At 72.8% G+C, this 19,254-nt stretch carries 17 protein-coding genes; 5 read left to right on the plus strand and 12 right to left on the minus strand.

The window, feature by feature from the left end; translation table 11 throughout:
- Positions 1-232: 232 nt before the first annotated feature.
- Entirely contained in the window at positions 233-925 is a 693-nt protein-coding gene (locus ACTMTU_RS21590) for a metal-dependent transcriptional regulator (RefSeq protein WP_441265138.1), read from the minus strand.
- Between the two features lie 188 nt (positions 926-1,113).
- Here ACTMTU_RS21590 and ACTMTU_RS21595 point away from each other — a divergent pair, with 188 nt between their 5' ends.
- The gene (locus ACTMTU_RS21595; RefSeq protein WP_441265139.1) at positions 1,114-1,869 is read left to right on the plus strand and encodes an SIS domain-containing protein; all 756 of its coding nucleotides are present in this window, start codon (positions 1,114-1,116) and stop codon (positions 1,867-1,869) included.
- A 39-nt stretch (positions 1,870-1,908) separates the two neighbouring features.
- On the opposite strand, the gene ACTMTU_RS21600 is transcribed toward ACTMTU_RS21595, so the two are convergent.
- Positions 1,909-3,297, minus strand: a complete 1,389-nt coding sequence (locus ACTMTU_RS21600) for a PAS domain-containing protein (RefSeq protein WP_441265140.1) — start codon at positions 3,295-3,297, stop codon at positions 1,909-1,911.
- Positions 3,298-3,801: 504 nt separating this feature from the next.
- A complete protein-coding gene (gene pdxH, locus ACTMTU_RS21605) occupies positions 3,802-4,536 on the minus strand; it encodes a pyridoxamine 5'-phosphate oxidase (RefSeq protein ID WP_441265141.1) in 735 nt (244 codons plus the stop codon).
- Between the two features lie 300 nt (positions 4,537-4,836).
- Between pdxH and ACTMTU_RS21610 the strand changes: the two genes are divergently transcribed.
- Positions 4,837-5,937: a citrate synthase 2 gene (locus ACTMTU_RS21610; RefSeq protein WP_441265142.1), complete on the plus strand. Its 1,101-nt coding sequence runs from the start codon at positions 4,837-4,839 to the stop codon at positions 5,935-5,937.
- 63 nt (positions 5,938-6,000) lie between these two features.
- Here the strand turns inward: ACTMTU_RS21610 and ACTMTU_RS21615 are convergent, their stop codons facing one another.
- The 9 genes from ACTMTU_RS21615 to ACTMTU_RS21655 all read right to left on the minus strand — a co-directional run bounded on the left by ACTMTU_RS21615 (position 6,001) and on the right by ACTMTU_RS21655 (position 17,470).
- Entirely contained in the window at positions 6,001-6,594 is a 594-nt protein-coding gene (locus ACTMTU_RS21615; RefSeq protein ID WP_441265143.1) for a TetR/AcrR family transcriptional regulator, read from the minus strand.
- The gene (locus ACTMTU_RS21620; RefSeq protein ID WP_441265144.1) at positions 6,582-7,313 is read right to left on the minus strand and encodes an enoyl-CoA hydratase family protein; all 732 of its coding nucleotides are present in this window, start codon (positions 7,311-7,313) and stop codon (positions 6,582-6,584) included. Before ACTMTU_RS21620 ends, ACTMTU_RS21615 begins: the two co-directional genes overlap by 13 nt.
- A gap of 3 nt (positions 7,314-7,316) precedes the next feature.
- Positions 7,317-8,903, minus strand: a complete 1,587-nt coding sequence (locus ACTMTU_RS21625; protein ID WP_441265145.1) for a 4-coumarate--CoA ligase family protein — start codon at positions 8,901-8,903, stop codon at positions 7,317-7,319.
- A gap of 44 nt (positions 8,904-8,947) precedes the next feature.
- Entirely contained in the window at positions 8,948-10,078 is a 1,131-nt protein-coding gene (locus ACTMTU_RS21630; protein ID WP_441265146.1) for an acyl-CoA dehydrogenase family protein, read from the minus strand.
- The gene (locus tag ACTMTU_RS21635; protein WP_441265147.1) at positions 10,075-12,075 is read right to left on the minus strand and encodes an acetyl/propionyl/methylcrotonyl-CoA carboxylase subunit alpha; all 2,001 of its coding nucleotides are present in this window, start codon (positions 12,073-12,075) and stop codon (positions 10,075-10,077) included. The genes ACTMTU_RS21630 and ACTMTU_RS21635 overlap by 4 nt, the downstream gene beginning before the upstream one ends.
- A gap of 10 nt (positions 12,076-12,085) precedes the next feature.
- Entirely contained in the window at positions 12,086-13,684 is a 1,599-nt protein-coding gene (locus ACTMTU_RS21640) for an acyl-CoA carboxylase subunit beta (RefSeq protein ID WP_441265148.1), read from the minus strand.
- Positions 13,681-15,390 (minus strand): acyclic terpene utilization AtuA family protein, encoded by a 1,710-nt coding sequence (locus ACTMTU_RS21645; protein ID WP_441265149.1) that lies wholly within the window; start codon positions 15,388-15,390, stop codon positions 13,681-13,683. The genes ACTMTU_RS21640 and ACTMTU_RS21645 overlap by 4 nt, the downstream gene beginning before the upstream one ends.
- Entirely contained in the window at positions 15,387-16,211 is an 825-nt protein-coding gene (locus ACTMTU_RS21650) for a TIGR03084 family metal-binding protein (RefSeq protein ID WP_441265150.1), read from the minus strand. The genes ACTMTU_RS21645 and ACTMTU_RS21650 overlap by 4 nt, the downstream gene beginning before the upstream one ends.
- 281 nt (positions 16,212-16,492) lie before the next feature.
- Positions 16,493-17,470, minus strand: a complete 978-nt coding sequence (locus ACTMTU_RS21655) for an EamA family transporter (RefSeq protein ID WP_441265151.1) — start codon at positions 17,468-17,470, stop codon at positions 16,493-16,495.
- Between the two features lie 99 nt (positions 17,471-17,569).
- Here ACTMTU_RS21655 and ACTMTU_RS21660 point away from each other — a divergent pair, with 99 nt between their 5' ends.
- From ACTMTU_RS21660 to ACTMTU_RS21670, 3 genes are all read left to right on the plus strand, one after another.
- Positions 17,570-18,427, plus strand: coding sequence for a LysR family transcriptional regulator (locus tag ACTMTU_RS21660; protein WP_441265152.1), 858 nt, complete (start codon positions 17,570-17,572; stop codon positions 18,425-18,427).
- Positions 18,428-18,518: 91 nt separating this feature from the next.
- Complete coding sequence (locus ACTMTU_RS21665) at positions 18,519-18,947, plus strand: pyridoxamine 5'-phosphate oxidase family protein (protein WP_441265153.1); 429 nt, start codon at positions 18,519-18,521, stop codon at positions 18,945-18,947.
- Positions 18,948-18,990: 43 nt separating this feature from the next.
- Positions 18,991-19,173, plus strand: coding sequence for a hypothetical protein (locus ACTMTU_RS21670; RefSeq protein ID WP_441265154.1), 183 nt, complete (start codon positions 18,991-18,993; stop codon positions 19,171-19,173).
- Positions 19,174-19,254 lie beyond the last annotated feature (81 nt).

A 19,254-nucleotide genomic window follows, 5' to 3' on the forward strand; every position in this document is an offset into this window, starting at 1 on the left:
CTCCGGTGAGGGGGACGAGACCGGCCCGGACGCAAAGCAGCGCGGACAAGCAGCGCATCAGCACGACAGCGCAGGCGTCGATGCTCAAGAGCCGCTCCCACCTCCAGGGCGTCGGCGTCTCATGACGTCAGCGCCCCGAGACGCTTCGGTCTCACGGCGTCGGCATCTCACGGCGTCGGCGCCTCAAAAACGTCAGGGTCTCAAGACGTCGGCGCCGCAAGACGTCGGCGGCTCAGCGCTTCGCGACGAACACGTGGGAAGCCACCTCCGCGTCCAGCTCCGCCGCCTCACCGCTGCTGCCGACGAGCACACCGCCCGCCGACTCCGTCACGCTCACCACGGAACCGGGCTGCACGCCCGCGCGCCGCAGCGTGTACATCAGCTGGGCGTCGGTCTGGATCGGCTCGCCGATCCGCCGCACGACGACCGTCTTGCCGTCCGGACCCGGGTCCAGCTCGGCCAGAGAGACCATGCTGTCGTCCAGGAACGGGTCGGCCTCGGCCTTCTCCCCCAGCTCCTCCAGGCCCGGGATCGGGTTCCCGTACGGAGACTCCGTCGGGTGACGCAGCAGCTCCAGCACCCGCCGCTCCACCGCCTCGCTCATCACGTGCTCCCAGCGGCAGGCCTCCGCGTGGACCTGCTCCCACTCCAGCCCGATCACGTCGACGAGCAGACACTCGGCGAGCCGGTGCTTGCGCATCACGCGTGTGGCCAGCTGCCGGCCCTCGCCGGTCAGTTCCAGATGCCGGTCGCCGGCCACCGTCACCAGTCCGTCGCGCTCCATGCGCGCCACGGTCTGGCTGACCGTCGGACCGCTCTGGTCGAGCCGCTCCGCGATCCGGGCCCGCATGGGCACCACACCTTCCTCCTCGAGCTCGAGGATGGTGCGGAGATACATCTCCGTCGTGTCGATCAGTCCGGACATACGTGCCCCTCGATGCTGTGACTTGAAATCAGTCGTTCGCTGGCCCCAGGTCAATTCTTGCGCATCGCGCCGACAACCGTGCCCGGCTCCGCCAGGGCCGTATTGACAGGGCAATGGTCCAGACCGCAACGTGATCCGCGACACGGGTACCACCGGTATTCCCCCCACCCTGCGGAAAGGGCTCGGCGATGAGCGAGAGCAAGCTGGCCGGTCAGTTCTTCGACGCCGCGATCGGTCTGCTGCAGCACGTGCGGGACGAGGAGTCCCGGAACATCGCGGCCGCCGGCGCGGCCGTCGCAGACACCGTGGAAGCGGGCGGACGGCTCTTCGCGTTCGGTGCCGGGCACTCCTCGCTCGCCGCACAGGACGTCGTCTACCGGGCCGGCGGTCTCGCCGTGATGAACCTGCTCGCCGTCCCCGGCGTCGTCGGCGTCGACGTCATGCCCGCCACGCTCGGCTCAGCCCTCGAGCGCGTCGACGGGCTCGCGGGCGCGGTGCTCGACTCCAGCCCCGCGCGGGCCGGCGATCTGCTCGTGATCATCTCCCTCTCGGGCCGCAACGCGCTGCCCGTCGAGATGGCCATGAACGCCCGCGCCCTCGGCCTCACGGTCATCGGTGTGACCTCCGTCTCCTACGCCACGGAGACGAAGTCCCGCCACGCGTCCGGCACGTTCCTCAAGGACCACTGCGACATCGTGCTCGACTCCCACATCGCCGTCGGCGACGCGGAGCTGACCCACCCGGGCATCGAGGCGCCATTCGCCCCCGCATCTACCGTCGTGACCAGCGCGCTCATGCAGGCGACGATGGCCGCCGCAGCGGAGCAGCTCGCCGATCGGGGCATCGAGCCGCCGCTGCTGCGCTCGGGCAACGTCGACGGCGGGCACGAGTGGAACGGCCGCGTGATGGCCGAGTACCGGGACCGCATCTTCTTCCGGCACTGAGGCGAACGGCCCGGGCAGCCGGCCGCCGTGCCGGCGCCCTCAGTCGCCCGTCGACTGCGCCAGGTCGAGTGCCGAGGCCGTGAGCACCGCGACGCTCTCCGCGTACACGGCGTCCGGGCGCTCGAACGCAGGACGGGCCGCGCCGCGCAGGAAGGTCAGCACGCCGACCGTCCGCCCGCGGCTGCGCAGCACCGTGCACAGGGCGTGCGCCGCGTCCTCGGGCCACTGCCGGCGCTCCGCCCACTCCCCGGGCGTGCCCTCCGCGCCCGCGCTCGCCCGCACCGAGCCGAGCCGCTCCACGGCTTGGAGCGCCGGGTGCCCGGGCGCGTACCGCACCGGAAGCCCGCCGCCCGACACTCCCGCGGCGGGGCCGGGCGCGCCGGCCGGTGACGCGACGGCCCGCACCAGACGTTCCCCGCCGCCCTCAGTACCGTCGCCGTCCGCGCCGCCGCCCTCGGCCACGTCGAGCAGGGCGTGGTCGGCGAAACCCGCCAGCGCGAAGTCGAGATACGCGGTCGCCGCCTCCAGCGGGTCCTCGCACTCGGAGGCCGCACGCCCCGCCCGGTGCAGCTGACTCGACCTGAACCGCAGCCGGTTCGCCTCCTGCTCTGCCAGCTTGGCGTCGGTCACGTCGTGGAACAGCCACCCCACCCCGAGCGGAACCGGCTCCTCCGCCAGCGGGGAGGCGAGCCGCACGAACCCGCTGCGCCAGCAGCGCCGTTGCTCCCGCCCGCCCGTCGACGCGACGGCCACCCACAGGTCCACCAGACCCCGCGGCGCGCCCTCCGCCAGCACATGGTGCAGCGCGCCCTCGAGCTCCTCCACGCCCTGCTCCAGCAGCTCGCCGAGCGGCCGCCCGAGCGCGGACGTACGGCCCGCCGCGAGCGCACGGGCCGCCTCGCCGTTGACGACGGCCGGCCGCAGATCCACGTCGACCAGCACGACGCCCCACGACGCCTCCTCGAAGAGCGCCTCGCTCAGCGCGATGGACCGCTCGAGGTCGATCTGGGTGTGCACCTCGCTGAAGGCACAGTAGACCCCGGCCGGCTTGCCGTCCCCGCCCAGCACCCGCGCGGACTGGGTCCGTACGAGCACCCGCCCGCCGTCCTTCCGCAGCAGCGCGAACTCGTGCACCTGCCGGCCCGGCGCCTCCATCGCGGCCATCAGCCGGCCCTGCACCTCGGCCGCGTCCGCGCTGCGCACGGCCCACCCGGCGAAGCCCCGCCGCCCGACGGCCTCCCGCGCCGACCAGCCGAGTATCCGCTCCGCCTCGCGGTTCCAGTGCGTCACGACCCCCGCGGCGTCGAAGGCGCACAGCGCGGCGTCCATGCCGTCGAGCAGCGCCGCGAGCAGATCCGCCCCCGGCGGCCCCGACTCCCGCCCGCCGGCACCGGGCGCGTCGGTGATCTCACTCCTGGAAGCACTCATCCCGGGACCCCCTGCAGGACGTGTCCACGTGTGCTGATGCCCGTCACGAACCATTCAACTTCAACGTGACGCACAACACATACGGTTCCCGGAAATCACCCGGGTCCGGCGGCGCCTGACGGCGCCGTCGGCGAGCTCATGGAGGAACTGCCTCCGCCGGGTTGCCCTGTGATCGCCGCCCGGCCGGAATTCCGGGGGAACGGGCGGGTCGCGGAGGGTCGGGAAAAACGCACAGAAAAAACAGGTTGATCCTGCCGCCGACGCTTCTTAGTGTGTGGGCACACGCGAAAGGAGGTGATCCGGAAACATGGTTTCTTTTCGGACTCGTGAGGTGACTGCGGGCTGACGCCTGCCGTCGCACTCTGTGCACCTCGGCAGTCGTCTGCCGAAACCCAAGCAGTCACCCGACCCGTGGGCCGCCGGTAAGTCCGGCCGGCTCCCTCCGTCCGGACGGAGGGACCAAAGGCCCACGGGTCGTCTGCGTTTCCAAGGGCCGGCGCCCGCTCAGGGGGCGAGCCGTTCGATCGTCCAGCCGCCGTCCGTGCGGACGTACCGCAGCCGGTCGTGGAGGCGGTTCTCGTGGCCCTGCCAGAACTCCACCGCGTCGGGTACGACCCGGATGCCGCCCCAGTGGGCGGGCGCGGGAACCTGGGCGCCCTCGGGGTAGCGGGCGGACAGCTCCTCGTACCGGCGCAGCAATTCCTCGCGGGAAGAGATCACCCGGGACTGGTCGCTCGCCCAGGCGCCGAGCTGGGAGCCGTGCGGGCGGCCGCGGAAGTAGGCGGCGGTCTCGTCGCGGCCGATGCGGGCGGCCCGGCCGGTGACGATGATCTGGCGCTCGAGCGGGTGCCACGGGAAGAGAAGCGAGACGTGCGGGTTGGCGTCGATCTCGCGGCCCTTCCGCGAGTCGTAGTTGGTGAAGAAGACGAAGCCGCGTGCGTCGTACTGCTTCAGCAGCACCGTGCGCGAGGAGGGCCGGCCGTCGGGTGTCGCCGTCGAGACGATCATCGCGTTGGGTTCCAGCAGGGCGGCCGCGGCGGCCTCGGCGAACCACTGCGCGAACTGTTCCATGGGGCCGGCGGCCAGCGCGTCCTCGTCGAGCGGTGTCGAGCGGTACTGCTCACGCATGACGGCCGGGTCCGGGACGACGAGTTCCGTCTCTGCCGGGTGGGGCACGGGCAGGCCCGCGACGGTCACGTCCGAGGGGCGGGGTTCGGGAGCGGCGGCGTGGTCGGTCACAACGCCATCCTGCCGTAGGGACCGAGTTTGCCCGGCACGGAGTGCCGTCAATCCTCCTCGGGCGAAATGGGGCAGTGTGCCGGATGTCACGCTTCCCCGCATCGGCCGGACCCGCCAAAATCTTGGGTCCGGCCACTGTGGCCTCCATACACCAGGGGATATCGTGCCTGCCTCCCCGGCGGTTGGGTGACCACCGGCCGCACGGGGCATCACGGGAGTGTCCGACCTGTCCGTCGGCCGCCGTATGCCGCACCCCTTTGCCGCAAACGTCTTGCCGCACACGTCTTGAGGAGCCGCCTGATGTCCGACTTCGTACCTGGACTCGAGGGAGTCGTCGCGTTCGAGACGGAGATCGCCGAACCGGACAAGGAGGGCGGCTCGCTCCGCTACCGGGGCGTCGACATCGAGGAACTGGTCGGGCACGTGTCTTTCGGGAACGTGTGGGGCCTGCTCGTCGACGGCGCCTTCAATCCGGGTCTGCCGCCGGCAGAACCGTTTCCGATCCCGGTGCACTCCGGCGACATCCGGGTCGACGTCCAGTCGGCGCTGGCGATGCTCGCCCCTGTGTGGGGTCTCAAACCGCTCCTCGACATCGATGAGGCGCAGGCCCGTGACGACCTGGCGCGGGCGGCCGTGATGGCGCTCTCGTACGTGGCACAGAGTGCCCGTGGCCAGGGTCTGCCGATGGTTCCGCAGAGCGAGATCGACAAGGCGGAGTCCATCGTCGAGCGGTTCATGATCCGCTGGCGCGGCGAGCCCGACCCGCGGCACGTCAAGGCCGTCGACGCGTACTGGACGTCGGCCGCGGAGCACGGCATGAACGCCTCGACGTTCACGGCCCGTGTGATCGCGTCCACCGGCGCGGACGTCGCGGCGGCGCTGTCGGGCGCGGTGGGCGCGATGTCCGGTCCGCTGCACGGCGGGGCGCCGTCCCGGGTCCTCGGCATGATCGAGGAGATCGAGCGGACCGGTGACGCGACGGCGTACGTGAAGCGTGCCCTGGACAAGGGTGAGCGGCTGATGGGCTTCGGGCACCGGGTCTACCGAGCGGAGGACCCGCGGGCCCGTGTGCTGCGCCGTACGGCGAAGGAGCTGGCCGCGCCGCGCTTCGAGGTGGCGGAGGCCCTGGAGAAGGCGGCGCTGGAGGAGTTGCACAACCGCCGCCCGGACCGGGTGCTGGCGACCAACGTCGAGTTCTGGGCCGCGATCATGCTGGACTTCGCGGAGGTCCCGGCGCACATGTTCACGTCGATGTTCACGTGTGCCCGTACGGCCGGCTGGTCGGCGCACATCCTGGAGCAGAAGCGCACGGGCCGGCTGGTGCGTCCGTCGGCGCGTTATGTGGGCCCGGGGGCCCGCAGCCCGCGTGAGATCTCCGGCTACGAGGACATCGTGGGCTGACGGCGGGCGGCTCTGCCGGTCCCAGGCCGCCGGGCGGGGTGTGCGCCGCGCCTCCGCCCGGCCTCAGCCGAGCGCCTCCCCGACCAGCGCCGCCCACTGCGCCACGACCCGTTCCCGGCGGGCCGCGTCGTCGGTGAGGAGGTTGGCCAGGCCCAGGCCGCGGGCCATGTCCAGCAGGCCCTGCACGGTTTCGCGGACGCCCGGGCGGGACTCGTCCGCGTTCAGCAGGCGGACGGCGATGCGGTGGGTCTCGCGGCCGACCTTCGCCTCCAGTTCGGTGACCCTGGGGCGCAGCTGCTCCTCGTTGGAGGCGGCCACCCACAGGTGGAGCGCGGCCCGGAAGAGAGGACCGGTGTAGAGGTCGACAAGTGCCGCGACGACGGCGGCGCGGTCCTGCGACGGGAGGTCCCGCAGTGCTTGCGAGCGTTCCTGGGCCACGTATTCGACGGCGGCCGTGAACAGGTCCTCGCGGGTCGGGAAGTGGTGCTGTGCCGCCCCGCGTGAGACGCCGGCCCGTTCGGCCACCACGGAGACCGTGGAGCCTGCCCAGCCGACCTCGGCCAGGCAGGCCACCGCGGCCTCCAGCAGCCGCTGCCGGGTGGCCCGGCTGCGGTCCTGCTTGGGGGCCTTGGCGGTCGGTGGCGTCACAACACCCATGCGGGGTCCCGTCGTTCGAGGAAGGCCGTCATCCCTTCGCGCGCCTCGGACGATGCGAACAGCGACGCCGAGCGCTGGACCAGGTCCTCCGCGTCGCGGTCGAAGGTTTCCAGCACCCTAGCCGTGACCAGTTCCTTCGATGCCGCCAGCCCCTGGGGGGAGGCCCTGCGCAGTCCGTCGAGGAGCGGCGCGAGGGCCGTGTCGACGTCGTCCGCGGTGAGGGTGAGCAGCCCGGTGCGGGCGGCTTCCGCTGCGTCGAAGCGTTCCCCGGTGAGGTAGTAGCGTCCGGCGGCCCGCGGGTCCATGCGGGGCAGCAGCGGCAGGGAGATGACGGCGGGTGCGACGCCGATGCGCACTTCGGTGAACGCGAAGTCGGAGTCGCTGCTGGCGGCGGCGATGTCGCATGCGCCGACGAGGCCGAGGCCGCCGGCCCGCACATGGCCGGCGACCCTCGCCACCACGGGCTTGGGCAGTGTCACGATCTGCCGGAGCAGTCCGACGAACGTGTACGGGTTGGGCGGTGACTTGAGGTCGGCGCCGGCGCTGAACGTGGAGCCGGTGTGCGTGAGCACGACGGCGCGTACGTCCTCGTCGTGGGCGCACTTGCCGAGCGCTTCCGTGAGTTCGCCGACGAGCCTCGCCGTCAGGGCGTTGCGGTTGGCCGGCGAGTCCAGGGTCAGGGTGGTGATGCCGCGCTCGTGCGTGGTGGCGATGGTCACGTGCTACTGCTCCTTCGTACCGTTCTCGCGGACCCGCAGTTCCCGTCGGAGGATCTTCCCGGACGCGGCGCGGGGGACGGCGTCGATGAACTCGACGCGGCGGACCTTCTTGTACGGGGACACCTGGGCGGCGACGAAGTCGAGGACGTCCTCCTCTTTCAGGTGTTCGGTGCCCGGCTGCCGTACGACGTACGCCTTCGGGATCTCGTTGCCGTCGTCGTCGACGACGCCGATGACCGCCGCGTCCGCGATCGCTCGGTGGGTGAGCAGCAGCGCCTCCAGCTCCGCGGGGGCGACCTGGTAGCCCTTGTACTTGATGAGTTCCTTGACGCGGTCGACGACGAACAGCCAGCCGTCTTCGTCGACGCGCCCGATGTCGCCGGTGTGGACCCAGCCGTCGGCGTCGATCATCGCGGCGGTGGCGTCGGGGCGGCCGAGGTAGCCCTTCATCACCTGCGGGCCGCGGATGGCGATCTCGCCTTCTTCTCCGGTGCCCAGTTCCCTGCCGGAGCCGTCGAGGTCGAGGATGCGCATCTCGGTGCCGGGCAGCAGGAGGCCCACGGTGCCGGGCGGTGGGTTCTGGGCGGTGAGGGGTACGACGTGGGTGCCCGGTGAGAGCTCCGTCATGCCGTAGGCCTGCCGTACCGGCGGCAGCCCGAGCCGTTTCGAGCATGCTTCCGCGAGGCTCGCGTCGAGCGGGGCGGCGGCGCTGAGGATGTACTCCAGCGACGAGAGGTCGTAGGAGGCGACCGCCGGGTGCTTGGCGAGCGCGAGGACGATGGGCGGGGCGACGTACAGCCCGTTGATGCGGTGTTCCTGGATCGCGCCGAGGAAGGTGTCGAGCTCGAAGCGGGGCAGGACGACGACGGTCGCGCCCTGTTTGAGCGGGGCGTTCATCAGGGCGGTGAGCCCGTAGATGTGGAAGAAGGGCAGGACGGCCAGGATGCGGTGCCCGGGTCCCGCCGGGGCGACCGGTTCGAGCTGCGCCAGGTTGGTGGCGATGGACCGGTGGGTGAGCATCACGCCTTTGGGGACGCCGGTCGTGCCGGACGAGTACGGCAGGGCGGCGACGTCGTTGGACGCGTCGATGGTGACGTCGGGCTCCGGCGCGGTGGAGCCGAGCATGTCGAGGACGCTGACGTGTCCGTCGGCGCGGTCGCAGACGAAGATCTCCTGGATCCCCGCGGCGAGTTCGGCGGCCCGGCGGGCCACCTCCAGCAGCGGGGAGACGGTGACGATCCAGCGGGCGGAGGAGTCGCGCAACTGCTTGGCGAACTCCTCCGCCGTGGCCAGCGGATGGACGGTGGTGACGGCGGCACCGGCGCGGGTGGCTCCGTAGAACACGGCCGGGTAGGCGACCGTGTTGGGGCTGTGCAGTGCCAGGACGTCGCCCTTGCGCAGGCCGGCGTCGGCGAGCGCGGCGGCGATGCGCCTGTGGAACCGGTCGAGTTGCCCGTAGGTGACGGTGGTGCCGTTCACTCCGTCGACGAGGGCGACGGTGTCTCCGTACTCGGCGGCTCTTCCGAGCACGCTCTCGTGGATGGGTTCGACGACTGCCGGGACATCTGCGTAGCTGCTGCGGAACACCATGTGTGCGCTCCCTCGGCGTGTGTGGACGGCCAGAATGTCGTCTCTCAGTACGACTTGGGGAGACCCAGGGACTGGTGGGACACGTAGTTCAGGATCATTTCGCGGCTGACCGGGGCGATCCGTGCGACGCGGGCGGCCGCGATGAGCTTGGCGAGGCCGTACTCGCGTGTGAGTCCGTTGCCGCCGAGGGTGTGGACCGCCTGGTCGACCGCTTTCACACATGCCTCACCGGCGGCGTACTTGGCCATGTTCGCGGCCTCGCCGGCGCCGATGTCGTCGCCGGCGTCGTACAGGGCGGCGGCCTTCTGCATCATCAGCTTCGCGAGCTCGAGTTCGATGTGGGCCTGTGCGAGGGGGTGGGCGACGGCCTGGTGGGCGCCGATGGGTGCCTTCCAGACCTGGCGGGTCTTCGCGTACTCGACGGCCTGGGTGAGGGCGTAGCGGCCCATGCCGATGGCGAAGGCGGCGGTCATGATGCGTTCGGGGTTGAGCCCGGCGAACAGCTGGAGCAGGCCCGCGTCCTCGTCGCCGACGAGCGAGTCGGCGGGCAGCCGAACGTCGTCGAGCACCAGCTCGAACTGCTTCTCCTGCGCCTGGAGTTCCATGTCGATCACCGACCGGCCGAAGCCTTCGGCGTCGCGGGGGACGATGAACAGGCACGGCTTGAGACTGCCCGTCCGCGCGTCCTCCGTGCGGCCGACGATCAGGGTCGCGTCGGCGATGTCGACGCCGGAGACGAAGACCTTGCGGCCGCTCAGTATCCAGCCTTCGCCGTCCCGGCGGGCGGTGGTGGTGATCCGGTGGGAGTTCGATCCCGCGTCGGGTTCGGTGATCCCGAAGGCCATGGTGAGGCTGCCGTCGGCGAGGCCGGGCAGCCACTGCCGCTTCTGCTCGTCGGTGCCGAAGCGGGCGATGACGGTGGCGCAGATGGCGGGCGAGACGATCATCATGAGGAGGGGGCAGCCGGCCGCGCCGGACTCCTCGAGGACGATGGACAGCTCACTGATGCCGCCGCCTCCGCCGCCGTACTCCTCGGGGAGGTTCACGCCGAGGTAGCCGAGCTTGCCGGCCTCGGCCCACAGGGTGGCACGGTCGAAGCCGGGGCCGTGCCGGCGTCCGAGCGCGGCGACGGCTTCCCGCAGGTCCTTGTGCTCCTGGGTCTCGATGGCGTTCATGACGCGGTGTCCTCCTGTGCGTTGGCGGCTTCGCGGACGGTTTCCGTGGCGGCGTCGGCGACCGGTCGGGAGTCGGCTTCCGTGGGGGTCTCCGTGACGACGGCGAGCAGGGCGCCGACCTCGACCTGGCGGCCGGGTACGGCGTGGAGTGCGGTGAGCGTGCCGGAGGCGGGCGAGACGATCCTGTGCTCCATCTTCATGGCCTCCAGCCAGACCAGCGGCTGGCCCTGGGTGACCGCCGCGCCTTCGACCACGCCGTCCCCGACCCGGACGACGGTCCCGGGCATGGGCGCGAGCAGCGATCCGGGTTCGGCCCGGTCCTGGGGGTCGGTGAAGCGGGGCCGGGGGGTGAGGGCGGACGCCCCGGCGGGCGAGTCGACGTACACGGTGCCGCCGCGGTCGGTGACGTCGTAGGTCCGTACGACCCCGTCGATCTCGAGGGTGACGCGGTGCGGCTCGGCCCGCACGACGCGGGTGCCGGGGCGGTCCACGAGGTCGAAGCCGCCGTCCCTGGTGGGCCGGTAGCGGACCTCGTGGTCGCCGTAGCCCTTGACCTGGTCCGTGGAGGGCAGGTTTCGCCAGGCACCGCCGAACCGGCCCGTGCGTCCGGCCGCGTGGGCGAGGGCCGCGGCGACGGCGGCGTGCTCCTCGCCGGGGGCCGGCCGGGTGAGGTCGGCCAGGTTCCGCTCGTAGAACCCGGTGTCGAGCAGGCCGCCGGTGAAGTCGGGGTGCTCCAGCGACGCGACGAGCAGCTCCCGGTTGGTGACGGGGCCGTGCACCCGTGCCCGGCGGAGGCTGTGTGCGAGCCTGCGCACCGCTTCGGCGCGGGTGGGCGCCCAGGCGATGACCTTGGCGATCATCGGGTCGTAGTGGACCCCGATGACGTCCCCGTCCGCGTATCCGGCGTCGACCCGCACCCGGGGCGTGCCGCCTGCGGGGTCCGGGCCGCCCGGAGCCGCGTCCGTGGGGAAGCTCAGCTCGTGCAGCCGCCCCGCCTGCGGGGTCCAGCCGGAGGACGGGTCCTCCGCGTAGAGGCGTGCCTCCACGGCGTGCCCGTCGGCGGAGGGCGGGTGCGGCGGCAGGGCCGCGCCTTCCGCGACCGCGATCTGCAGGGCCACCAGGTCCACGCCGAAGACCGCTTCGGTCACCGGGTGTTCCACCTGGAGCCGGGTGTTCATCTCCAGGAAGTGCGCGCGGCCGTCCTCGTCGAGGAGGAACTCGACCGTGCCGGCGCCCCGGTAGTCCACGGCGCGTGCCGCCGCCACTGCCTGTGCGTGCAGTGTCCCGGCCTGTTCGGGGCCGAGGCCCGGTGCCGGGGCCTCTTCGATGACCTTCTGGTGGCGGCGTTGCAGCGAGCAGTCCCGGGTGCCGAGCGCCCACACCGTGCCGTGGGCGTCCGCGAGGATCTGGACCTCGACGTGGCGGCCGGCCTCGATGTAGGGCTCGACGAAGACCTCGCCGTCGCCGAAGGCCGATGCCGCCTCCGAGCGGGCCGCCGCCAGCTCCGCCGGGAGCGCGGCGAGCGAGCGGACCACGCGCATTCCCCGGCCGCCGCCGCCCGCCGCCGCCTTCACCAGGACGGGAAGGTCGTCGTCGGTGACCGAGGCGGGGTCCAGGGACGTGAGGCCCATGAGCTGCTTGGCGCGGGTCTTGGACGCCATGGCATCGATGGCGTCGGCGGGCGGGCCGATCCAGATCAGACCGGCGTCGGCCACGGCCCGCGCGAAGTCCGCGTTCTCCGAGAGGAATCCGTATCCGGGGTGGACGGCGTCGGCGCCCGCGGCCTGGGCCGCTTTGACGATCGCCTCGCCCCGCAGGTACGTCTGGGCCGGTGTGTCGCCGGGCAGCCGCACCGCCGCGTCCGCCTCCCGTACGTGGAGGGCGGTGGCGTCGGCGTCGGAGTGGACGGCGACCGTCGTGATGCCCAGCCGGCGACAGGTGCGGAAGACACGGCAGGCGATCTCGCCGCGGTTGGCGACAAGGACAGTGGAAATCACAGGAGGGTCCTCACATCCGGAAGACGCCGAAGCCGCCGCGCGCGCCTTCGACCGGTGCCGTGTGGATGGCGGACAGGCACAGACCGAGCACCGTCCGGGTGTCGCGCGGGTCGATGACGCCGTCGTCGTAGAGCCGCCCGGACAGGAACATCGGCAGCGACTCCGCCTCGATCTGCTGCTCGACCATGGCGCGCAGGCCGGCGTCCGCCTCGTCGTCGTAGGGCTGTCCCTTCGCCGCGGCGGACGCCCGGGCGACGATGGACAGCACGCCGGCGAGCTGCTGGGGGCCCATGACCGCGGACTTGGCGCTGGGCCAGGCGAACAGGAACCTCGGGTCGTAGGCCCGGCCGCACATGCCGTAGTGCCCGGCGCCGTAGGACGCGCCGATGAGGACCGACAGGTGCGGGACACGGCTGTTGGACACCGCGTTGATCATCATGGCGCCGTGCTTGATGATGCCGCCCTGCTCGTACTCCTTGCCGACCATGTAGCCGGTGGTGTTGTGCAGGAACACGAGCGGTACGTCGCGCTGGTTGGCGAGCTGGATGAACTGCGCGGCCTTCTGGGACTCGGCGGAGAACAGCACGCCCTGGGCGTTGGCCAGCACGCCGACCGGGTAGCCGTGCAGCCGCGCCCAGCCCGTGACCAGACTCGGCCCGTACAGCGGTTTGAACTCGTCGAAGTCGGAGCCGTCGACGATGCGGGCGACGACCTCGCGCGGGTCGAACGGGGTCTTCAGGTCCTCCGGCACGATCCCGAGCAGTTCCTCGGCCGCGTACTTGGGCGGCTCGGCGGGGCCGGGGTCCGGGTGCGCCTTGCGGTGGTTGAGGCGGGCGACGATCCGCTGGGCCTGGCGCAGCGCGTCGGGCTCGTCGAGGGCGAAGTGGTCGGCGAGTCCGGAGGTGCGGGCGTGCATCTCGGCGCCGCCGAGCGACTCGTCGTCGCTCTCCTCGCCCGTCGCCATCTTCACCAGCGGCGGACCGCCCAGGAAGACCTTCGACCGGTCCTTGATCATGATGGTGTGGTCGGACATTCCGGGCACGTAGGCGCCGCCGGCGGTCGAGTTGCCGAAGACGACGGCGATCGTGGGGATGCCGGCCGCCGACAGGCGTGTGAGGTCGCGGAACAGGGCCCCGCCGGGGATGAAGATCTCTTTCTGGGAGGGGAGGTCCGCGCCGCCGGACTCGACGAGCGAGATCACCGGCAGCCGGTTGGCGTAGGCGATCTCGTTGGCGCGCAGGGCCTTCTTGAGGGTCCAGGGGTTGGAGGCGCCGCCGCGTACGGTCGGATCGTTGGCGGTGATCAGGCACTCGACGCCCTCCACCGTCCCGATGCCGGTCACGATCGAGGCGCCCACCGGGTAGTCGCTGCCCCACGCGGCGAGCGGGGACAGTTCGAGGAACGGGGTGTCGGGGTCCAGCAGCAACTCGATGCGTTCGCGGGCGAGCAGTTTGCCGCGGCCGCGGTGCCGGGCCACGTACTTCTCGCCGCCGCCGGCGAGCGCCTTCGCGTGCTCGGCGTCCAGTTCGGCGAGCCGGCCGAGCATCACGGCGCGGTGGGCGGTGTATTCGGGGCCGGTCACATCGACGGCCGAGGCGAGAACGGTCACAGCAGAGCCTCCGGGATGTCGACGTGCCGGGCGCGCAGCCACTCGCCGAGCGCCTTGCCCTGTGGATCGAAGCGGGCCTGCGCGGCGACCCCTTCGCCGAGGATCCCGGCGACGGTGAAGTTGAGGGCGCGCAGGTTGGGCAGTACGTGCCGTACGACGGACAGTTCGGCGGTCTCGGGGAGCAGGGCGCGCAGCCGGTCGACGGTGAGTTCGTGGGCGAGCCAGCGCCAGGCGTCGTCGGTGCGGGCCCATACGCCGATGTTGGCGTCGCCGCCCTTGTCGCCGCTGCGCGCCCCGGCCACCAGTCCGAGCGGGGCGCGGCGCGTCGGGCCGTGCCGCGGCGGCTCGGGCAGCGCGACGGGCACGGCGTCGGTGAGCTCCCGGGTGACCCGCGGGTGGGGGACGGTGACGCGCCCGCCGTCGTGCAGGACGGCGGTGTGCGGGACGCCGGCCGCCTCGGTGTACGCGGCCTCGAACACGCCGTACGGGGCGCCCTTGCCGGGCGGGGCGGTCACATGGAAGCCGGGGTAGCTGCCGAGCGCGAGCTCGATCGCGGCGCTGCTCACGGCGCGGCCGACGCGTTCCGCGTCGGGGTCACGGACGACGAGCCGCAGATAGGCGGCGGCGCGCTCCTCTGTGTCGGGGTCGGCGCTCTGGGTGCGGGCGAGTTCCCAGCGCACCTCGGCGGGCGGCTGCTTGCCGAGCGCGTCCTCCATCTGCTCCCGTACGAGCCGGGCCTTGGCGTCGATGTCGAGGCCGGTCAGCACGAAGGCGACCTCGTTGCGCCAGCCACCGAGGCGGTTCAGGCCGACCTTGAGCGTGGGCGGCGGTGCCTCGCCGCGCACTCCGGAGATCCGCACCCGGTCGGGGCCGTCCTGCTCGAGGCGGACGGTGTCGAGCCGGGCGGTCACGTCCGGGCCGGCGTACCGGGCGCCGCCGGTCTCGTACAGCAGTTGGGCGGTGACGGTGCCGATGTCCACGAGGCCGCCGGTGCCGTCGTGTTTGGTGATGACGGAGGTGCCGTCGGCGTGGATCTCGGCGACGGGGAAGCCGGGCCGGCGGATGTCGTGGCCGCCCTCGGCGAAGAACGCGTAGTTGCCGCCGGTCGCCTGGGTGCCGCATTCGAGGACGTGCCCGGCGACGACGGCGCCGGCGAGGGCGTCCAGGTCGTCGGGGCCCCATCCGAAGTGGGCGGCGGCTGGGCCGGTGACGAGGGCCGCGTCGGTGACGCGTCCGGTGACGACGATGTCGGCCCCCGCGCGCAGACAGGCGGCGATCCCTCCGCCGCCGAGGTAGGCGTTGGCGGTGAGCGCGCCGGGGAAGCGGGCGGTGAGGTCGTCGCCCTCGACGTGCGCGACGTTCACGGGGACGCCGAGACGGGCGGCCAGGGCACGGACGGCGTCGGCGAGGCCGGCGGGGTTGAGTCCACCGGCGTTGGCGACGATGCGCACGCCTTTGTCGTGGGCGAGGCCGAGGGTCTCCTCGAGCTGCCGCAGGAAGGTCCTGGCGTAGCCGAGTCCGGGGTCCTTCAGACGGTCGCGGCCGAGAATGAGCATGGTGAGCTCGGCGAGGTAGTCCCCGGTGAGCACGTCCAGCGGCCCGCCGGTGAGCATCTCGCGCACGGCGTCGAAGCGGTCGCCGTAGAAGCCGGACGCGTTGCCGACGCGGAGCACCCGTGCGCTGTGCGCGGCCTCGGGGCCGGTCACGGCCTGCCGCCTTCCGGCACGTCGCCGGCCGGCGCGCCCGCGCCGGGCGCCCGCCCGGCACCGGGCGGGCCGGCGAAGGCCTGGGCGATGTCCAGCCAGCGGCTGGCGTCGGCGCCTTCGGCCCGCAGGGCCAGGTCGTCCCGGTGGGCGCGTTGGGTCACCAGCAGGCAGAAGTCGATCGCCGGGCCCGTCACGCGCTGTGCCGCGTCCTCGGGTCCGTAGGTCCACAATTCTCCGCCGGGGCCGGTCAGTTCGACGCGGAACGGTTCGGCGGGCGGGGTCAGCCCGTGCACGCCGAACGCGAAGTCCCGTGTGCGGACACCCAGTCGGGCCACCTGTGCCAGACGCGCCGTCGGCCGCCGTACGACGCCGAGAGCGTCGGCGATGTCCTGGCCGTGCGCCCAGGTCTCCATGAGCCGTGCGGTCGCCATCGACGCGGCGCTCATCGGCGGCCCGTACCAGGGGAAGCGGGTGCCGGCGGAGGCCGAGCGGAGTGCCTCGGCGAGTTGTTCGCGGCCGGTCCGCCAGCGGGCGAGCAGCTCGCCGGGCGGCAGGGCGGCGCCGGCCTGTGCGCCGTCGTCCACGAACGAGTCGGGGGCGGCGAGCGCCTTCTCCACCTCCGCGGCGAAGCCGCCGGGGTCCGTGACGGCCGTCAGGGCGGCGGCGTCGGTCCAGGCGAGGTGGGCGATCTGGTGGGCGACGCTCCAGCCGGGGGCCGGCGTCGGGGCGGCCCACCGCCCGGGATCCAGCTCTCTCACCAACTGGTCGAGGTCTTCGCTTTCGCTGCGCAAGTCGTCGAGTACGACGGCCGGGTCGGACACGGAGCGCTCCCCTGTGGGACGACGGTCTGTGCCCCGGAGCATGGCAGCGCCCCCGGAAACAAGCAAGCATGCTTGCTTTGATTCAGTCCGGTCGTCGGCCCGCGGACGCGCCGAACCGCAGGTCAAACCGCATGGCATCGCAGAATTGAATCTCTGTGAACCTCAAGGGCGGTTCGGCCGGCGCTCACCGCGGGCCCGTCCGGCACAGCAGGACCCGGCACCGACACCCCGACGACCGGACGGAACAGCCCGCCGACACGCCGGCGGGCTGTTCCGGCGCGTCACGCCCCGGGCGCCCGCTTCCCGGCCGCCTGCGTCCGCACCGCGCCCATGCTCGCCACGATGACCAGCACGATCGCCAGCCCCTCCGCCGGCGAGAGCGCCTGGCTCAGCAGGAGGAACCCGGCCGCCGCGGCGATCGCCGGCTCCAGGCTCATCAACACCGCGAACGTCGCCGCGGGCAGCCTGCGCAGCGCCAGCAGCTCCAGGGTGTACGGCAGGACCGACGACATCAGCGCCACCGCCAGCCCCAGCCCCAGCGTCGAGGGCACGAACAGCCGCGACCCCGCCTCCACCAGACCGAACGGCAGGCTCAGCAGCGCGGCGAAGCCCATCGCCAGCGCCAGGCCGTCCGCCTGCGGGAAACGCCGCCCGGTGCGGGCACTGAAGACGATGTACGCCGCCCACATGCCGCCCGCAGCCAGGGCGAACGCGGCACCGACGGGGTCGAGCCGGTCGAAGCCGCCGCCGCCGAGCAGGACCACGCCGCCGAGCGCCAGCGCCGCCCACAGGAGGTTCACCAGCCGCCGGGAGGCGATCACGGAGAGGGCGAGCGGTCCCAGCACCTCGAGCGTGACCGCCGCACCGAGCGGGATCCGGTCGACGGCCTGGTAGAAGAGCATGTTCATCCCGCCCATGGCGGCACCGAAGGTGATCACGGTGGCCCAGTCGGTGCGGGAGTGTCCGCGCAGCCGCGGCCGGCAGATCACGAACAAGACCAGGGCCGCGAGCACCAGCCGCAGCGTGACGACGCCCAGCGCACCGGCCCGCGGCATCAGCATCACGGCGACGGCGGCCCCGAACTGCACGGAGAGCCCGCCCGCGACGACGAGCGCGACGGGCCCGAGGGAACGCCGGTCACCGGACGGCGGCGCCCCGCCGGGGCCCTGCGCCGCGGCGCCCGCCGCCTCCGGCAGCACCACCGCCGCGGCACCGGCCTGCGCCCCCGTGCCCGTGCCCGCGGACTGCGCGTCCTTCACCCCGGCCTCCCTGAACCGTCGCCGCCTTCGTCCTCCCAAGCTACGGATCGGTGCGCCGCGCGTGAAATGCGTTTCTCGCTGCGGTTATGCTCCACGCGTATGAGCATCGAGCTGCGCCATCTCCGCTGCTTCCTGGCCGTCGCCGAGGAGTCGAGCGTGACCAGGGCCGCTGCCCGGCTCGGCCTCACCCAGCCCAGCGTCTCCCGCGCGCTCGCCTCGCTGGAGCAGCATGTGGGCGTCCGGCTGGTCGACCGTTCCACCCACCACGTCGCCCTCACGGCGGCGGGCCGCGTCTTCCGCGACAAGGCGGCCGTGGCCGTCGCCGCCTTCGACGACGCGCTCGACACCGGGCGGCTCCCGCACCGGCCCCTGCGCCTCGGGCACGCCTGGTCCGCCCTCGGGCCGTACACGACCCCGCTGCTGCGCCGATGGCAGCGCGAGCGCCCGGACGTCCCCCTCGAACTGCTGCGGGTCGACGACCGTACGGCGGGGCTCGCCCGCGGCGAGGTCGACGCCGCCGTACTGCGCGGACCCGTGGACACCCCCGGTCTGGCCACCGAGCTGCTGTTCACGGAGCCCCGGGTGGCCGCCGTGCCGTCGGACGACCCCCGCGCGGCGGCGGCCTCGCTGACCCTGGCCCACCTGGCGGCCGGCCCGGTCGTGCTGAACACGGTGTCCGGCCTGACCACCCTGGACCTGTGGCCGCCGGAGATCCGGCCCACGGCGACGATCACGGTCGCCAACACCGACGACTGGCTCACCGCGATCGCCGCGGGCCGCGGCGTGGGCGCCTCGGCCGCCTCCACCGCCCAGATGCACGCGCACGGCGGTGTCACCTACCTGCCGTTGTCGGACGCCCCTCGGGTGCCCGTAATCCTCGCCTGGCGCAGCGCCTCGCCCCACCCCGCCGTGCGGCAACTCGTCGCGCTGGCCAGAGCGGTGACCCGGCCGCGCTGACGCACACCGTCCTGGCGCGACGGACCGGGGTGCCGGCCCTGCGGGAGACGAGTGCCGAGCCGCCCGGCGCGGCCCGTGATAGGCAGGTCGTATGAAGCGCGACGAGCTGGTGTGGTTCCTCCGCAGGAACAGGCTCGCGGTCCAGGCCTCGGCCGCACCGGACGGATCACCTCAGGCGGCGGTCGTCGGATTCGCCGTCAGCGACGACCTCGAGATCGTCTTCGACACCGTCGAGACGACCCGCAAGAGCCTCAACCTGCGGGCCGACCCGCGTATCGCCCTCGTGATCGGCTGGGACGACGCGATCACCGTGCAGATCGAGGGGCTCGCGGACTTCCCCGACGGCGACGAGCTGACGCGCCTCCAGGAGTGCTACTTCCGCGTGTACCCGGACGGCCGGGACCGGCTCTCCTGGCCGGGGATCACCCATGTGCGGGTGCGCCCGACGTGGGTGCGGTACAGCGACTTCACCCAGGAGCCGCCCCATGTCGTCGAGGTCTCCCCCGCGCAGCTCGGCTGAGACGCCCGCCTTCGCCGCGTCCCCCTTCCGCCGGCGGCCCGCCATGCGCCTCACTACCGCCCTGGCGCCCCGTCCGGCCACCACCAGCAGCAGGACGGCCGCGACGCACAGCGCCGCACCGAGCGCACCGGCCGTTCCGCCGCGCAGCACCGAGACGACGAACGACCCGAGGCCCTTGTCCGCCGGGTCGACCGGGTCCACCGCGATCGCGGACACCAGCAACTGACCCACCAGGGCGGCCAGGAGCAGGACCGCGCAGGACCGCGCCAGCAGACCTACGACGCCGGTCCGCCCGACGGTCTTCCGC

Source organism: Streptomyces sp. OZ13 (assembly GCF_052068155.1).
Taxonomy (GTDB): domain Bacteria; phylum Actinomycetota; class Actinomycetes; order Streptomycetales; family Streptomycetaceae; genus Streptomyces.

Coding starts and splice junctions, on each gene's coding strand:
- ACTMTU_RS21590 (WP_441265138.1), bottom strand. CDS start 925: ATGTCCGGACTGATCGACACGACGGAGATGTATCTCCGCACCATCCTC.
- ACTMTU_RS21595 (WP_441265139.1), top strand. CDS start 1,114: ATGAGCGAGAGCAAGCTGGCCGGTCAGTTCTTCGACGCCGCGATCGGT.
- ACTMTU_RS21600 (WP_441265140.1), bottom strand. CDS start 3,297: ATGAGTGCTTCCAGGAGTGAGATCACCGACGCGCCCGGTGCCGGCGGG.
- ACTMTU_RS21610 (WP_441265142.1), top strand. CDS start 4,837: ATGTCCGACTTCGTACCTGGACTCGAGGGAGTCGTCGCGTTCGAGACG.
- ACTMTU_RS21615 (WP_441265143.1), bottom strand. CDS start 6,594: ATGGGTGTTGTGACGCCACCGACCGCCAAGGCCCCCAAGCAGGACCGC.
- ACTMTU_RS21625 (WP_441265145.1), bottom strand. CDS start 8,903: ATGGTGTTCCGCAGCAGCTACGCAGATGTCCCGGCAGTCGTCGAACCC.
- ACTMTU_RS21630 (WP_441265146.1), bottom strand. CDS start 10,078: ATGAACGCCATCGAGACCCAGGAGCACAAGGACCTGCGGGAAGCCGTC.
- ACTMTU_RS21660 (WP_441265152.1), top strand. CDS start 17,570: ATGAGCATCGAGCTGCGCCATCTCCGCTGCTTCCTGGCCGTCGCCGAG.
- ACTMTU_RS21665 (WP_441265153.1), top strand. CDS start 18,519: ATGAAGCGCGACGAGCTGGTGTGGTTCCTCCGCAGGAACAGGCTCGCG.
- ACTMTU_RS21670 (WP_441265154.1), top strand. CDS start 18,991: ATGCGCCTCACTACCGCCCTGGCGCCCCGTCCGGCCACCACCAGCAGC.